Annotated in this window: 15 protein-coding genes and 1 pseudogene; 12 read left to right on the top strand and 4 right to left on the bottom strand. The window is 40.0% G+C overall.

Translation table 11 applies throughout. The features are described from left to right. Positions 1-119: 119 nt before the first annotated feature. A pseudogene (locus tag H4683_RS18115) lies at positions 120-740 on the bottom strand (transposase); the annotation flags it as partial. On the opposite strand from H4683_RS18115, the gene H4683_RS18110 reads away from it, so the two are divergent. Continuing rightward, positions 667-1470, top strand: coding sequence for an energy-coupling factor ABC transporter ATP-binding protein (locus H4683_RS18110; RefSeq protein ID WP_420826584.1), 804 nt, complete (start codon positions 667-669; stop codon positions 1468-1470). The pseudogene H4683_RS18115 and the gene H4683_RS18110 sit on opposite strands and share 74 nt — an antisense overlap. 66 nt (positions 1471-1536) lie before the next feature. Here the strand turns inward: H4683_RS18110 and H4683_RS18105 are convergent, their stop codons facing one another. Then, positions 1537-2274, bottom strand: a complete 738-nt coding sequence (locus H4683_RS18105) for an SDR family NAD(P)-dependent oxidoreductase (protein WP_192600236.1) — start codon at positions 2272-2274, stop codon at positions 1537-1539. Between the two features lie 173 nt (positions 2275-2447). Between H4683_RS18105 and H4683_RS18100 the strand changes: the two genes are divergently transcribed. Then, complete coding sequence (locus H4683_RS18100; protein WP_192600235.1) at positions 2448-4034, top strand: SulP family inorganic anion transporter; 1587 nt, start codon at positions 2448-2450, stop codon at positions 4032-4034. 218 nt (positions 4035-4252) lie between these two features. Next, positions 4253-4786 (top strand): ClbS/DfsB family four-helix bundle protein, encoded by a 534-nt coding sequence (locus tag H4683_RS18095; RefSeq protein WP_192600234.1) that lies wholly within the window; start codon positions 4253-4255, stop codon positions 4784-4786. A gap of 87 nt (positions 4787-4873) precedes the next feature. On the opposite strand, the gene H4683_RS18090 is transcribed toward H4683_RS18095, so the two are convergent. Further along, positions 4874-5245 (bottom strand): M20/M25/M40 family metallo-hydrolase, encoded by a 372-nt coding sequence (locus tag H4683_RS18090; RefSeq protein ID WP_192600233.1) that lies wholly within the window; start codon positions 5243-5245, stop codon positions 4874-4876. 439 nt (positions 5246-5684) lie between these two features. On the opposite strand from H4683_RS18090, the gene H4683_RS18085 reads away from it, so the two are divergent. The 6 genes from H4683_RS18085 (at position 5685) to H4683_RS18060 (ending at position 12533) form a co-directional block, all read left to right on the top strand. Then, positions 5685-7703 (top strand): serine hydrolase domain-containing protein, encoded by a 2019-nt coding sequence (locus tag H4683_RS18085; RefSeq protein WP_225942205.1) that lies wholly within the window; start codon positions 5685-5687, stop codon positions 7701-7703. Between the two features lie 159 nt (positions 7704-7862). After that, the gene (locus H4683_RS18080) at positions 7863-8543 is read left to right on the top strand and encodes a response regulator transcription factor (protein WP_192600232.1); all 681 of its coding nucleotides are present in this window, start codon (positions 7863-7865) and stop codon (positions 8541-8543) included. Further along, entirely contained in the window at positions 8536-9900 is a 1365-nt protein-coding gene (locus H4683_RS18075) for a HAMP domain-containing sensor histidine kinase (protein WP_192600231.1), read from the top strand. The genes H4683_RS18080 and H4683_RS18075 overlap by 8 nt, the downstream gene beginning before the upstream one ends. 496 nt (positions 9901-10396) lie before the next feature. Continuing rightward, a complete protein-coding gene (locus H4683_RS18070; protein WP_192600230.1) occupies positions 10397-10720 on the top strand; it encodes a hypothetical protein in 324 nt (107 codons plus the stop codon). Between the two features lie 16 nt (positions 10721-10736). Further along, complete coding sequence (locus H4683_RS18065; protein WP_192600229.1) at positions 10737-10967, top strand: virulence RhuM family protein; 231 nt, start codon at positions 10737-10739, stop codon at positions 10965-10967. A 687-nt stretch (positions 10968-11654) separates the two neighbouring features. After that, a complete protein-coding gene (locus H4683_RS18060; RefSeq protein ID WP_192600228.1) occupies positions 11655-12533 on the top strand; it encodes an alpha/beta fold hydrolase in 879 nt (292 codons plus the stop codon). 55 nt (positions 12534-12588) lie between these two features. Here the strand turns inward: H4683_RS18060 and H4683_RS18055 are convergent, their stop codons facing one another. After that, a complete protein-coding gene (locus tag H4683_RS18055; RefSeq protein WP_192600227.1) occupies positions 12589-13731 on the bottom strand; it encodes an amidohydrolase in 1143 nt (380 codons plus the stop codon). Between the two features lie 191 nt (positions 13732-13922). On the opposite strand from H4683_RS18055, the gene H4683_RS18050 reads away from it, so the two are divergent. Genes H4683_RS18050 through H4683_RS18040 form a run of 3 tightly spaced genes read left to right on the top strand, consistent with a single transcriptional unit; the run spans position 13923 to position 16278 of the window. Next, on the top strand, positions 13923-14369 hold the full coding sequence (locus H4683_RS18050) for an AsnC family transcriptional regulator (RefSeq protein ID WP_192600226.1): 447 nt from the start codon (positions 13923-13925) through the stop codon (positions 14367-14369). Positions 14370-14405: 36 nt separating this feature from the next. Next, positions 14406-15332, top strand: a complete 927-nt coding sequence (locus H4683_RS18045) for an ABC transporter permease (RefSeq protein ID WP_192600225.1) — start codon at positions 14406-14408, stop codon at positions 15330-15332. 1 nt (position 15333) lies between these two features. Beyond that, positions 15334-16278, top strand: a complete 945-nt coding sequence (locus tag H4683_RS18040) for an ABC transporter permease subunit (RefSeq protein WP_192600224.1) — start codon at positions 15334-15336, stop codon at positions 16276-16278. Positions 16279-16289 lie beyond the last annotated feature (11 nt).

The raw sequence follows: 16289 nt of genomic DNA, 5'->3' as shown, positions 1-16289 counted from the left end.
ACATCTAAATATTATGTTGAGTGATTATGCATCGACTCCGAGTATTCGCTAGGGTAATATTTTGGACTTTACATAATATATGACTCAACATAAGATGAATTATGTGTAGCTCAACATAATTCATCCGCATGAAGAACATCCTGCATCAATAGATAGGTGCGGATATGTTCATAAAGATGGATTAGCCAATGAGTTGCCCCGTACATCATCCAGTTCGCTAAAGTCTGACGTGATAAAGGGACACCTAGACGTTCCAATTGTTTTTCTTGTCGATAAAGGGGCATACCCTCGACGTATTTTTGATTCATAATATAAGCCATTGCCGATGGCGATGCTAAGCTACCTGGATACATAGGTGCTGGCATCTTCGCCGTGACAATGGGCGTTTCGGTGCCTTCACGTTCACAATTCCGGCAGCTGTAGACATGGCGCACGTGTTCAACGACTTTTACTTGTGCGGGAATGATTTTTAACTCCCGGCGTACTTCCGTACTCATCTCATGTACTTGCTCACCGCAACACAAACAAGCCTGTTCCTCATCTGGTAAACGATAGTGAATCGTTTCAGTTGGCAGGTTTTCAAGCATCGCTTCGATTTGACCGGATCGTTTTTTACGACGATAAGTAATCGTTTCGAGCGTTGGTTCCTCTATCTTTTCATCGGATGTGACTTCCGCTTCGTTGAAAAGGGAGAGTGCGAGTTGGTCTGGATTGGTTTTTTCACTAGAAGCACCTATTTTACAGGGGATTAATGTAACATTTCGAGGTGAACCGACAGCTATTATCGGGCAAAATGGCGCGGGTAAAACAACTTTCGTCAAATTACTGAAAGCACTATTGAAACCGAGTTCTGGCGATATCATCATTAATGGTAAAAACATAAAAAATACGACAGCTGCAAAAATTGCCAGTACAGTTGGTCTCGTTTTTCAAAATCCGAACGACCAGATTTTCAAAAATAATGTCTTGGATGAAGTACTATTTGGGCCACTCAACATCGGACAGGCGCCCGAAGTTGCGCGTGCTAATGCAGAGATAATGCTGGACCTTGTTGGTTTATTGGATAAAGCCGGAGAGAATCCATACGATTTAAGTCTCGCGGAACGGAAAATGATTGCCGTTGCCTCGATACTTGCTATGGATACGGATATCGTGATTTTCGACGAACCAACAATGGGGCAAGATGCACGCGGTAAGAAGAAATTGAAAGAGATCATTCGTGAACTATATGCGCAAGGTAAACTCGTGCTGTGTATTTTGCATGATATGGATTTTGTAGCTGAAACGTTTGGACGAACGGTTATCTTTAGTAATGGCAAGCTGCTATACGATGGTCCAACACGCCAAGCATTCGCTGGGCAAGCTATTCTCGACACCGCACGTGTGGAGCAACCTCATCTAACGCAACTGGCCTGTAAAATGGGCTATGACGGGGTTTTATTAAAGTTAGAGGAATTGATAAAGAGATAACAAAAATCCGCTGTGCACAAGGCACAGCGGTCTTTTTTGCGCGTGGAGAGACTCTACTTCTCTTAATTACCTAGCAGAGTATCCACCATCAATGACAAGTTCTGCACCTGTAATGTATGATGCTTCGTCTGATGCCAAGAATAGAACTGCATTTCCAACATCTTCAGGTTTACCAAGACGCTCAAGTGGTGTCATTTTGATCAAGCCTTCAAGTATTGCTTTGGAAGACTGAAGGTTGGCAACCATTGGCGTTTCGATAATGCCAGGGAATACAGTGTTAACACGAATGCCCCATTTCCCGAAGTCTACTGCAGCTGCACGTGAAATTGCACGTACCGCTCCTTTAGATGCTGAATATGGATTCAAGCCCATACCGACTAGTGCTGTGTAAGAAGAAATGTTAACGATTGAGCCTTTACCAGCCTCTTTCATCGTAGAAAGCACGTGCTTCATACCAAGGAATGGACCGAAGCCATTAATGTCTGACATTCGGCGCCAGTCTTCGATTGTAAAATCGTTCAAGCCTTTTTCTGTTGAAATACCTGCATTGTTAATTAAGATATCGATTTTACCAAGCTTATCGACAACTGTAGCAATGGCTGTTTCCCATTCTTCATCAGAAGCAACGTTCAATTTCAAAGTCATGACATTGTCAAGGCCGCCCCATTTTTCTTCAAGTGCAGTTTCATTAATATCAGCTGCAACAACTGTAGCACCTTGTGCAGTGAAAAGCTTCACCATCATTTCCCCCATACCTGATGCTCCACCAGTGATGAACGCAACTTTATCCTGTAATCTTGTCATTATAAACACCCCATCCTCATATTTTCAGACATCTAAATAGTATTCTATTTTATATGAACTTGCAATCAGATTGCCTCTACTGACCTCTCCTTCGCGCCTTGTCACTACGTCTTTTGTCCTTTATACTAAATGAAGGAGTTTTCAGATAAAATAGCTTGAACGGAGTGAATCAAATGTTCAAGGATAATCGTTATCTTCATTATAACGCGGCTGGATTTCGCAAGGATTTGATTGCGGGAATTACGGTTGGTATTGTAGCCATTCCGCTTGGGATGGCTTTTGCAATTGCTTCCGGGGTTAAACCGGAGTATGGTCTTTACACGACAATCATTGCAGGTCTCCTTGTTGCACTATTAGGTGGTTCCCGTTTCCAGATTGCTGGACCCACGGGAGCTTTCATCCCGATATTGCTAGCAATTGTCTTGCAGTATGGTTATGAAGATTTACTCATTGCCGGGTTTCTAGCAGGGATTTTTCTCGTCATTATGAGTTTTCTCGGCATTAGTAATCTTATCCACTTTGTTCCGCGTTCGGTCACAATCGGCTTCACGACTGGGATTGCTATCATCATCTTTACAGGACAGTTTAGTAATTTCTTTGGCATTACTGGCCTAGAGAAAAAAGAGTTTTTCCATGAAAATATGCTGGACCTCATTAGGCAGTTCCATACGGTCAATACCTGTAGTATTTTAATCGCAGTTATCGGATTAGCCGTTATCTTTTTATTGCCCAAAATTGCTCCACGCATTCCTTTACTGCTTGTTGCGTTACTCATCCCGACAATCATTTCATTTTTCTTTTTCCCTGGTAAATTAGAAACAATCGGGACAGCATTCGGCGGTATTCCAAAGACACTGCCGAGTTTCCATTTCCCACACATCACCTTGTCCAAATTGGTGTCACTGTGGCAACCTGCGCTCATTATTGCCGCACTCGGTGCAATCGAATCACTGTTATCCGCTGTTGTGGCAGATGGTATGAAAAGCGGAGAGAAACATGATTCAAAACGGGAGCTATTTGGACAAGGAATTGCCAATATCATTACGCCATTGTTCGGCGGTATTCCAGCAACAGGAGCCATTGCACGAACTGCGACAAATATCCGCTCTGGTGCTGTCAGTCCTATATCTGGAGTTGTACAAAGTCTATTCGTTCTAGCATTTCTATTATTATTCGCACCCTATGCATCGCATATTCCACTCGCTGCGATGGCACCAATTCTTATGTACGTCGCATGGAATATGAGTGCCCGAAAAGCATTCGTCCATATTTTATCGATTCGTTCAGGAGATTCTATTGTTTTATTGACAACATTTCTATTGACTATTTTCATCGATCTAACTATCGCCGTTCAAGTCGGTATTTTGCTCGCAGCTCTGTCATTTTTGAAGAAAATGAGTGGCAAACTCCATATTGAGAAAGCCAAACTTTCTGATGTCGAAATTGTGAAATTCGGTATAGAAAGTCCTTCTTCATTGGCAAAGTATACTGTAGATGGACCCATTTTCTTCGGGACTGCTAAAGTGTTTGAAGACAAGTATCCACAACTTCTTGAGTCTGGAGCGACAAAAATCATTCTTGATATGGAACATCTTTCCGTCGTTGATGCAACAGGTGAGGCAGTACTTTTTGCACTGCTTGACGACGCGGAAAAAAAGGGTATCCAGATCATTATCAAACGTTTGCCGAAAGATAAAACTTCGTTATTCAAAAAAAGTCGCTTGGAAGATCGAATTGGAAAGGATAATTTCTTTATGTAGTACATTCCGTGCCTGGTAAACAACGTAATCAGGTAGCTTGCCAATGTTTTCTTTAGACTGAACAACGTTCCCCCCTTCTTCTTCAACTAACTAACAGGTTGGATTACAAATTATGAAATTGACTGTAATCAACAAGGTGTTAACTTAAATTTTTCTGAAATCTAATAAAAGGGCATGCATTCTTATGATAATATATAGTGAAAAAAGGAGGAATTTTCATGATATCAAAAAATGAAAAAGAAAATCTTTTACTGGATAGCGACAAAAATTTAAAATCATTGCTTGAAATAATTGAATCAGTACCTAGCAGAAAAAGGAGTATTTCTATTGAAACTCAAGAAAGAGACAAGAATTTTCGTGATGTATTAATGCACCTGTATGAATGGCATGCAATACTGGAGAGATGGTATAAAGAGGGCATGGATGGGGATATTCCTTTTATGCCTGCACCTGGTTATAAATGGCGTACTATCAAGCTGCTTAATATGCAAATTTGGGAAAACTATCAAGATGTAACATTAAATCAAGCTGTGAAAAAATTTAAGTTGAGTCATGAAAGAGTGATGGAACTAATTAAATCACATACCAATGAAGAAATTATGACAAAAAAATACTATAAGTGGACAAAAACAAGTGATTTATACAGCTATTTCGCAGCAAACACTTCCACTCATTACATTTGGGCTATAAAAAAATGTGAAGCTATTGCACAGTCTATAAAAGAAGGGGAAAAGCACGAGTTTGTGAAATAATGTACTTAACTGTGTAAGTTGAAATAGAAAGGACACAACACATTAGTCATATAAAATATGTTGTGTCCTTTAATTTATATATCTTTTTTAAAATTTTGGATAGTCCTCCCTTTTATCAGTCTTCCAAATAAGAAGCTTTTTCAATGTAGCGGCCAACACGCGTGCACCGATATCAAGGGCATCCCGATTAAATGTCATATCGGGATGGTGAAGTCCCGGGCCAGGATCTGCCCCAATGCCAATCATCGCCGCCTGCAGCTTTGGTCGATGAATCGTATAAAAGTGGAAATCATCGCTAGCCGATGTAATAATAGCTGGTGCAAAACCTTCCTCCCCAACTGTTTCCATTATAGCTTCTTTCGCAATAGCCGCCGCCTCTTCAGCTACTTCTGCCGCTGGCGTATAGTCACTCCATACCAAGTCAATTGCCTGAATGCCTTCATCAATACGTTCTTTCAACTCATTCCATACAGTTTAGTTTTGTATCGTTCATTATTAGTGAATGAAGTAATTACTCACCTCTAACATTAAAGATGTATGGCTTTCAATGTGATCTTGCAAAATTGTTGTCGTCGCGAATTGAGTGAACTCAATAGCATTGTCCAGCTTAAATACTGGCTGTTCATTCTCCGTTCATAACTTTTTGATAAGCTTTACAAATCCAGTCGAAATAAAGTGAAACTTCAATCAGAGGGGGTTTTCTTCATCCCCCACTGATTGTTAGTTGAACCATTCGGGATTTGAAGCGGAATCGAACTATATTCCGCAAGCTCTTCGGGCAGTTGATCCCCCACTTACGCTTCTTCGGGTACCCTTAAGCCTTGAAGTGGGGGTCTTACTGCCCGTTAATGCGGGACAAATTGCTTGGATCAAAATAATTTGAATACGGAGGCTCATAATGCCGACAACTACGAAAATGAAAAATAATAGTTCGAAACAACCTGGAAATCGGATGTTTAGAATGCCAGCAACTGTGAAAAAGAAGCTTGTTGCCGGAGTAATTTTACTGGCGTTTCTGGTAACTGGAACTGGGGCGAGCTTGTTCTGGGTACAGGAACCCGCTTCTGCGGCGGCCTCGCAAGCTGTTAAATCGGATGCAAAGCCTGCGGATCTGAACGACTCCGCTGAGGTTGCGGCGTTCGTCGATAAAGTGATGAAATCGAATATGGATCTGTTCGAAATTCCAGGAGCAGTCATTTCGATTGTGAAGGATGACAAGGTCCTGTTCTCCAAAGGGTATGGACATTCCAACATCGAAAAAGACGCCCCGATCGAACCCGAAACCAGCATGTTCCGAATCGCTTCGACAACGAAGCTGTTCACTTGGACGGCAGTAATGCAATTGGTTGAACAGGGCAAACTTGACCTTGATACCGACATCAACACTTATTTGAAATCGATGAAGATACCGGATACCTATCTGAAACCTATTACGTTGCGCGATCTTATGACCCATACTGCGGGGTTCGAAGAAGGGGGGATGGGCTACCAGATCACGACAGATGAGAAGAAACTGCCTGGGTCGATTTCCGAGACGCTTACCGAGCATATGCTGGCGCGGGTGCGACCACCGGGTGAGGTGGTCTCCTATTCCAACTATGGTGCTACTTTGGCTGGATTGATTGTCGAAGAGGTTAGTGGCATGCCCTACAATGACTATATTCAAAAAAATATTTTCGACGCACTCGATATGAACTATGCGACAGTCCAGGAACCTATTCCTGCGTCATTAGATCCTTATAAAGTGCTAGGTTATGCTAGTGAGAACAAAAAATTCGTTAACAAGCCAACCACGTTTGAGGCTGGTTTCCGCCCAGCTGGATCAGGGACGGTCTCTGCGCTTGATATGTCTCATTTCATGATTGCTCATCTCAATGACGGGAGTTATGGAAACAAACAAATTCTGAAGCCGGAAACTGCTAAATTAATGCATTCGACGGCATTCCAGTTTGATAAACGTTTACCGGATATGGCGCTTGGTTTTTTTGAGCTAAATGTCAACGGACAGCATGTAATCTCTCATGGCGGGGCAGACACGCTATTCATTACTGAACTCTATCTCGTTCCGGAAGAGCAAATCGGCATTTTTGTCTCCTATAGCGGTGGCAATGGCGACGATGCCAAGGCAGGGATGTTACAAGCCTTTTTCGATCACTATTTCCCAGCGCCGGAAGTCAAACTCCCAGCATCGCCTTCCGAAGTAGATGTACAGAAATATGCGGGTTCCTATAAATTCACTCGCCGTAACTTCAGCCATATAGACAAGTTTTTTAGTCTTCTGACAGAAATCAATGTATCTGTATCTGACAATCAGCTGTCAATCGGCCAGGGAGAAGAACAAATGTTATATGTGCCGATTGAAGAGAATTTGTTCCAGCAAGTTGGAGGCCCGAATCAGATGGCCTTTCGCACCAATGAATCGGGAGAACCTACTGAAATGATGTTAGATTTTCTACCGGGCTTGCCACTCGAGCGTACTCAGTTAATTGATCAAAGTAAGTTTTGGTTATCCCTGCTTGGAATCTCATTTGTATTATTTATCAGCGTTTTGATTGGATACGCCTTTCGGGTACGCAGTGTTAACAAGATGGAGAAGCCAAAAAAACGTGCAGTCTGGCTCTTGGTGGTCACCGCCGGTTGGGCACTGATAACCTGTGTTCTGACAATTACTGAGGTTATGAATATGGACACATTGGAGCGGTTAAGTCACATTTCTAATTCAGTGAAAATTTTTCTCATCATGCCGATTATATTTGTCGGATTGACCATCGCCTTGTTGCTTTGCACATTCCAGGTCTGGAAAAACAAGTATTGGACAGTTTTCAAGCGCGTGTATTACACGCTTATCGTTCTTGGGGCGGTAGCTTTGAGTCTGTTTTTCTACCACTGGAATTTACTAGGATGGCAATTTGGTTAATAGAAGAAACGCTTAAAGTTCAAAGACGTGGTCATCCTTGTTAATCGGGATGACCCTCTTTCGTTAGCGGTCAACTCTCAGTAGAAGTTTTCAAGGCAGTACAATAAACGGTATAATTAAACGTATTCATTGAAGAATTTGAAGGGGTGCATCATTCTAATGGCCAAAATATTGATTGCGGATGATGACGCTCATATTCGTGAGCTAATGTCCTTGTTTTTGCGGAATGAAGGGTTTGAACTTATAGAGGCAAAAAACGGTGCCGAAGCCCTCTCCATTGTGGAGAATTCTCGGATAGATCTGGTCATCCTTGATATTATGATGCCGGAAATGAACGGTTGGGATTTGTGTAGAGAAATCAGACACAGGGATTCGAATATCCCTCTATTGATGGTGACGGTCAAAGCAGAAGCCGGACAGAAGGTGAAGGGCTTCCAGCTCGGAACAGATGATTACTTGACGAAGCCATTCGACCCGATGGAGCTTGTAATGCGAGTAAAGGCGTTGCTGAAACGTTCCATGATCGTATCCTCCCAGACCATACAGTTGGGTGGGATCGTGTTGAATCGCCGAACCTATCAAGTCATTCGGGGGGACGAAGTGCTAAATCTGCCTTTAAAGGAATTTGAGTTGCTCTTTTTGCTGGCCAGCCAGCCAGGTCAAATATTTACTCGGGAACAGCTTATCACGCAGATTTGGGGGGTGGATTATGAAGGTGATGACCGGACTGTCGATGTCCATATTAAGCGGATAAGGGAAAAGTTTGCCGATGATGCGCAGCATTTTCATATTGAATCAGCCCGCAGTTTAGGGTACAGGTTAGTGGCACACCATGATTAAAACCTTGTATGCCCGTGTAATTCTTACGTTTCTGGCAGTCATTATCTTTAGCCTGCTTACGTCCTCTCTGATCGGACTTATTTTATTCAAGAAAGAAATAAACGAAGTTGGGCAGAATGACATGATTGCAGCAGGAGAGGAAATCATTCAACTCTATGAACAGACAAGACCTGAAGATACGGATATGTTCATCAAACGTATGGTGAAGCTATCTGCTTATCCGATTCATTTATTCGATGAGGCTGAAGAAGCAACATTCTATGGTTTAAAAAATAATAATATCATCCAAATTTCACCGGAAGCGATTCGAAAAGTGTTGCAAGGAAACGTTTACCGCTCGAACGCTAGGGAAGAAGAGGCGTTCATCGGTATCCCCTTTCAATTCGAAGGGAAACAGTATGCTATGTTTTTGCAGTTTTCTCCTCAGAATGAAAACATCATCAATCGCATGGTGCTGATTGTTCTGCTACTCGCATTGTTGATAGGAAGCTTGTGCATTCTCATTGCCGCCAGGTATTTAGTGAACCCTCTGAAAGTGTTGAAACAAGCGACCAAACGATTGGCAAAGGGTGATTTTGATGTGGAATTAAAAATGAAACGCACGGATGAAATGGGAGCATTGGCTCAGAGTTTTAATGAGATGGCGAATGAGCTTAAGCAGCTTGAGCAGATGAGGCAGGATTTTGTTTCGAATGTATCTCACGAAATTCAGACGCCGTTAACGTCCATCTCCGGCTTTGCAAAGGCTTTAAAGAACAACAATCTGGTTGCAGAAGGTGACCGGGTGTATTATTTGGACATCATTATTGCAGAAAGCGGACGACTGTCGCGGCTTGGTGATAATTTACTGAAACTCGCCTCTCTGGATTCGGAACATCATCCTTTTGAAGTGGTAACGTTTAACCTCGATGAGCAAATCAGACAAATAGTTGTCACGTGCAAGCCTCAATCGTCGGCTAGAAACATTCGAATTGACCTTGAGCTGCCTGTTGCTGTCAAAATAACGGCCGATGCGGACCTGCTCAATCAAATATGGATGAATGTAATCGGGAATAGTATTAAATTCACGCCGGATGATGGAATGATCCACATCGGTATCAGTCACAATTCAAAAGAAGTTGAAGTTTCCATAACCGATTCTGGAATCGGCATTTCACCAGGAGAACTTAACTCCATTTTCGAGCGATTCTATAAAACAGACAAGTCGCGAAATCGCAGCAACAACGGCAATGGTCTGGGCCTTGCCATCGTCCAAAAAATGGTCTCTCTTCATCATGGAAGCATTCAAGTGAAAAGCACGCTCGGGCAAGGCACAACGATAATCGTCAAGTTGCCGATTGTTCCGCCTGTGGGTTGATGAATTAGTAACAGAAAAGGGCAGGTCGAATGAGAAATCATTTGCCTGCCCTTTTCTGTTCCAATCGCTGTACGTTTATAAAGTGACGCTAGTTTTTTATACTCAGTCGTTTTATTGAGTGTATTCAGCTTGGTGCTTATGGTTGGCGTATCAGTACCCTTGAATTCATTTGCATAGTACTCACACCTGATTTCTGGATAATCAATACGCCTGATAATTTGTTTTTGGATGTATAGCAAAATTATAGTTAATTAAAAGGCTAATTTTGCTCTTATTTTTTTATTGAGATTACCAATTAAGATAACCCTGATTATTCCCATAATGAAAAATATAGCCCATGGGAAAAGTGTATATGTAGATTTGCTCAAAAGTTTTATGCAAAGAACAATTCAAAATTGTTCCATGTAATGGTTCCCAAACATAGGTCTTAGTCTAAGTTTCTTCATTAATTATACATAGTCTATACTATACTGTACTCTATGAAGGGAGTTAAAAAGTGGTAAATCCAATGCGTTTTAATGAAAGACAGCAAAGGTTTCCAGGCTTTGAAAACCAATTTTTCCCTGATTCTAGACATCAAAGGTTTCCAGAATTTGAAAACCAATTTTTCCCTGATTTTAGACATCAAAGGTTTCCAGAATTTGAAAACCAATTCTTTCCCGATTTTAGACACCAAAGATTTCCAGGGTTTGAAAACCAATTCTTTCCCGATTCTAGACACCAAAGATTTCCAGAATTTGAAAACCGATTTTTTCCAGATTTTAGACACCAAAGATTTCCAGGCTTTGAAAACCAATTTTTCCCTGGTTTTCCTAGATAAATAGAAGGATTCCGGGATGGCTCATGTCGTTCAAGGAATCCTATTTTTAATTCCCGGTTTAAACGAGAAAAGTCGACGCTATATGGTGACAGGTACCCATTCAATCGAAAAAAACTTTTGGATAACGCAAAAAATAATAGGTGAGCTGTTTGAGGTAGATAAATCAGTTATTACAAAGTATTTAAAAAATATGTTTACCGAAGCTGAATTATACGAGAAAGAAGGAGAAATGTTGCTGTATTTATAGAAAAGTGCCGATATAAAAGGGGAGAAAATCATAAGGTTTAAGTTTAAAATAATGACACAAGAGCAGGCAGAAGATATAGCCTATAAACTCGGCACTTAGCAAATGGAAAGCAAGGAACATATATGTAGAAATATAAAATACCTCAAACATCGCTTCTACGCTAGATTTATTCATTGGTTTCGTGAGTATTTTTCAGTTTCCACTGATTTGTACCTCATTAGGTAGCACCCCCTAATGAATTACAAATAAATAGTGCCGAGTATATATAATTATAATGATGAATATTCTTTTTATGATATGGAGTCGGATAAAGAAGATTTAGTCGAGTTTCTAGAACCGGAAAAACGTGAGCACTCTAACTTTGTTGTTATTAATGACGATAAGTTATAGGAAGGTAGATATATGATTGATGCATCAGTCGGTCAAGTAACGCAACTGTCATTTTTCATAGCCGAAAAGGGTTAGGCATTCATCCAGTAGCTAAATGCGATTTGACCAAGGTTATTCAACTCCGAAAGTTGAGCCATCGTCTATTAATCAGCATTGAATATCAGCTTAGAGAAAATAGAAATCACCGGAATTAGGCAATCAGTCTCTCATTAATCTTTATAAAAAAGGAGTATTCGACAAGGTGTCGAAATAGTCCAGGGAAGGTGAATACTTTAAAAAAATAATGGAGGTTTTAAAATGTACGCTCATATTAATGGAATTAAGCTGTTTTTTGATGTAGAAGGTGCTGGATTTGTACCTGAAGGACCAATGATGAGAGAAAAACCGGTCTGTTTTGTATTACATGGTGGCCCGGGAGGAGATCATACAGGTTTCAAACCAGCACTTAGCCCATTATCAGAAGTAATGCAACTCGTTTATATCGATAATCGGGGAAGTGGTAAATCTGAAAGAGGTCCACAGTCTACATATACGATGAAAAATAATGTAGAGGATATAGAGGAACTAAGAAAGTACCTAGGGTTAGATAAAATTGTTCTGTTAGGACAATCCTATGGTGGAATGGTTGCATTGGAATATGCTAAAAAGTATCAAGAAAACCTGAAATCATTATTGCTTGTTGTAACGGCACCGAGCAGTGATTTCACTGATAAAGCAAAAGAAATTGTGAAGCAAAAAGGGACGCAGGAACAACAAGAGATGGCACAAGTGCTATGGGATGGTGCTTTTAAATCTGGCGATCAGCAAGAACAGTATTATGAAGTTATGGCGCCATTATATTCATATAGCTATAAAGATACGGTCGAAGAGAACCTATCAAGAGAAAATGCAAGCAGGAGATCTAATCGTTCCTATGAAGCATTAAATGAAGGTTTTGGAGGTTTTTTAAGAGATTATAATGCAGTCGATTTTTTACCATCTATACATGTTCCTACATTAATAATTGCTGGGAGACATGATTGGATAACACCAGTTGAAGGATCGATATTTATGAATGAAAAAATACCAAACAGTAAATTGGTTATCTTTGAGGAAAGTAGTCATGGAGTAATAAAAGATGAGCACAATAAATTTATTGTAACTGTTAAAGAGTATGTGAAGAACAGTATTAATTAAACAATAAAATATAAAAATAGACAAGATGCCAATTCCGCATTCTTGTCTATTTTTATTAATGGGAACGATACACACATTTGCCATTGATAAATGTAGATTGGGCACTTGATCTTAAATCAAAAGGATCCCCGCTCCAAATAACGAAGTCTGCATCTTTTCCTACTTCTATTGAGCCTACACGATCTGCAACTCCAATATGTTTAGCAGAGTTCAACGTAATTGCTTCAAGTGCTACTTTTTCTGAGAGACCGCTCTTTACAGCTAGAATTGCACTCGTTCTTAAATGTTCAATACTAACTACTGGATGATCTGTAGTTATTGAAATCTGGACTCCCTCTTTAACTAGTTCCACTAAAGTATTCCAGCCTTTATCTTTAAGTTCTTGTTTTGACCTTGTAGACATTGTCGGACCGACGGAAACCATTACATCGTGTTCAGCGATGAAACTTGAAATTTTATGCCCCTCTGTACAATGTTCTATTGTCATATCAATGTTAAATTCTCTTTTAATTCGAAGTGCTGTTGCAATGTCATCAGCACGATGGGCATGGACTCTTAAAGGGATTTCTTTTCGTAAAACTTTTGCTATATTTTCTAATCCGAGATTTCTTTCAAAAGAGCTAATTTCAGATTTATTAATGTAGTTGAGGCCTTCGATTAGCTTTTCTCTAAGTCGACCGGCAACTCCCATCCTGGTGGAACCAGCTCTTCCTTTTTCACCATGGAACTTTTTCGGATTTTCACCCATTGCTGCTTTTAGGCCGGATGGATTTTTAATAACCATTTGATCGACTACATTACCAATGGTTTTTAGTGCAACCATTTCGCCACCAATAATATTAGCGCTTCCTGGCATAATCTGTACTGTAGTGACACCCGAGTTTCTAGCGTCCTCGAAACCTTTATCACTTGGAAGTATTCCATCTAGGGCTCTCACTTCTGGAGTAACCTCTGAACTTACCTCGTTAAAATCATGACCGTCGCGGCCTCCACCTTCTTCGTTTACGCCCAAATGAGTATGTACATCTATTAAACCTGGGGTAACTATATTTCCTTGGGCATCAATGACTTCTGCTCCTGAAGGAATGTCAAGATTTTTTCCGATGGACAAAAACAGCCCATCTTTTACCACTATCATACCCTCTTCAATCGTTTCAGATGAGACTGTGATTATTTTAGCATTCTTTATTATTAACATTATTAATCCTCTCCTTTTAAAGTAATAAGAAAATTGGTTGCTTTCTGATAGCTGTGTAACTATAATAACCTATAACGTATCTTTTTACGATATGAAATTTCAGATCCAGTATCGTTTTCAAGTCGTTATTTGTATATTGAACCATTTAAAAGGGATTTTATTTGTGAATTCATACTGGAAGTTGGTGGAAAGTGAAAAGTAGTATAGATAATTTAGATAAAAGCATAATTAAATTACTGTCAAAAGATGGGCGCATGTCATTTAGAGATTTGTCTAAAACTCTTGAGGTAACAGAAAAAACAATCAGAATGAGATATATGAATTTAATTGATAGTGGAATATTAGAAATCGTGGGCAGAATAAACCCCATAACAATTGGGTTAAAGGAAGGGGCTTTTATTCAACTTAAAATAAAACCAAACGGCTTGAATAAAGTAATTGAAGATTTAAAAAATATTCAGCATATCAGATATATCACAATAACTACTGGGGAATATCCGCTTTTAATTCAAGTTGCAGCGGCAAATCAGGAGCATATAACAAAGTTGATTCTTTCGTTATATGAACATAGTGAAATTATAGAACTTAACACAATGATTCAATTAGAAGTATCAAAAAGTTCATATCAAGTAGACTGAATGCTTGGCATATTGGTGGTGGAGGGAGAGACTAAAATGTATATATTGAAGCGTTTTTTTACAATGATTTTAACGATATGGGTTATTGCGACATTGACATTCGTGATGATGAAGTTTATACCAGGTGATCCGTTTGCTTCTGATGCTGACGTTTTACCAGAGGAAGTTTTAAATAATATGAGGGCGAAATATAATCTGGATAAACCAATCGCAGTTCAATATGTGTTATACATAAAGGATTTAGTTTCGCTAGATTTAGGCCCTTCTATACAATCACGAACGAGATCGGTAAATGATATTATTCTATCCGGGTTTCCTCCTTCGGCACTGCTAGGGGCTCAAGCACTCGTATTAGCACTCGTTTTCGGTTTACTCCTTGGAATAATAGCAGCACTCTATCATAATCGATTCATTGATTATCTAGCGATGATTATAGCGATTATCGGGATATCAATTCCTAGTTTTATTTTAGCCCCATTGTTAATAAAGTTCTTTTCAGTCGAATGGGGTCTATTCCCAGTAGCGACTTGGGGAACTTGGAAACATACAGTGCTGCCGTCACTTGCATTAGCTTCCATGCCGCTAGCCGTCGTTGCACGATTTATGAGGTCAAGCATGATTGAAGTTATGAATGCGAATTATATTAAAACTGCGGATGCAAAAGGATTAAGTACAGCTGGAATTGTTATTAAACACGGGATTCGTAATGCTATCCTGCCAGTTGTATCATTTATAGGTCCGTTATTCGCTTCGTTGATTACTGGAACGTTTGTAATTGAAAAAATCTTTGCTATTCCAGGCATTGGCCGTTATTTCGTGGATAGTATATTTAACCGAGATTATCCAGTCATCATGGGAACAACAATCTTCTTCAGTGTCATTTTGGTAGTTACACTTTTCTTGATAGATATCTCGTACAGACTTATTGACCCACGAATTAGTCTTACGAGTAAGGAGGGATAACGTGGTAATTAAACGAGCAGATAATTCCTTATTTACTCCTATAGATCCAAGTAAAAAGGTAATTGATGATATTCAACGTCCTAGTTTAAGTGTATGGAAGGATACGCTACTAAGTATCATGAGAAACAAGCTAGCGTTATTAGGTTTCTTTTTACTAGCGATTATTGTATTTCTAGCTTTATTTGGACCGTCGATGGTTCCGTTTTCACCTTCTGAACAAAATCTTACAAAAACGAACTTGCCTCCTTCGGTGGAACATTGGTTCGGAACAGATAATTTAGGCCGGGATATGTGGACAAGGTCTTGGTATGGAGCAAGGGTTTCTTTAATAATAGGTATTGTTGCAGCGCTTATAGATCTAATACTAGGTGTAATTGTAGGTGGCGTTTCGGGGTATATGGCCGGACGCGGAAAGAAGGGCGATCGCATTGATGGCTTATTGATGAGAATCGTTGAAGTGCTTTACGGAATTCCATATCTATTAATCGTTATTTTATTAATGGTAATCATGGAACCAGGAATAACAGCTATTATTATTGCCCTGTCCGTTACAGGATGGGTTGGTATGGCCCGAATAATTCGGGGGCAAATACTCCAATTGAAATCACAAGAATATGTCCAAGCCGCAGAGAAATTAGGCACATCCCATACGAAAATCATTTCGAGGCATCTATTGCCGAATACAATGGGGATTATTATTGTCAATTTAACATTTACAATTCCGACAGCGATTTTTGCCGAATCATTTCTAAGTTTTTTAGGCTTAGGAGTTCAAGCACCATTTGCGAGTTGGGGAACGATGGCGAATGATGCGTTAGGTGTCATTTTAAGTGGTCAATGGTGGAGACTTTTCTTCCCGGGATTCCTGATTTCACTTACTATGTTTGCATTTAATGTATTTGGAGATGGTATCCAAGATGCGTTAGATCCAAGGGATAGAAAATAGGAGGTGTGTAA

The sequence above is a fragment of the Sporosarcina limicola genome (assembly GCF_014873855.1).
Lineage (GTDB): Bacteria > Bacillota > Bacilli > Bacillales_A > Planococcaceae > Sporosarcina > Sporosarcina limicola.
The sequence above is the reverse complement of the archived record's forward strand: the minus strand, read 5'-3'. Positions and strand labels throughout refer to the sequence as shown.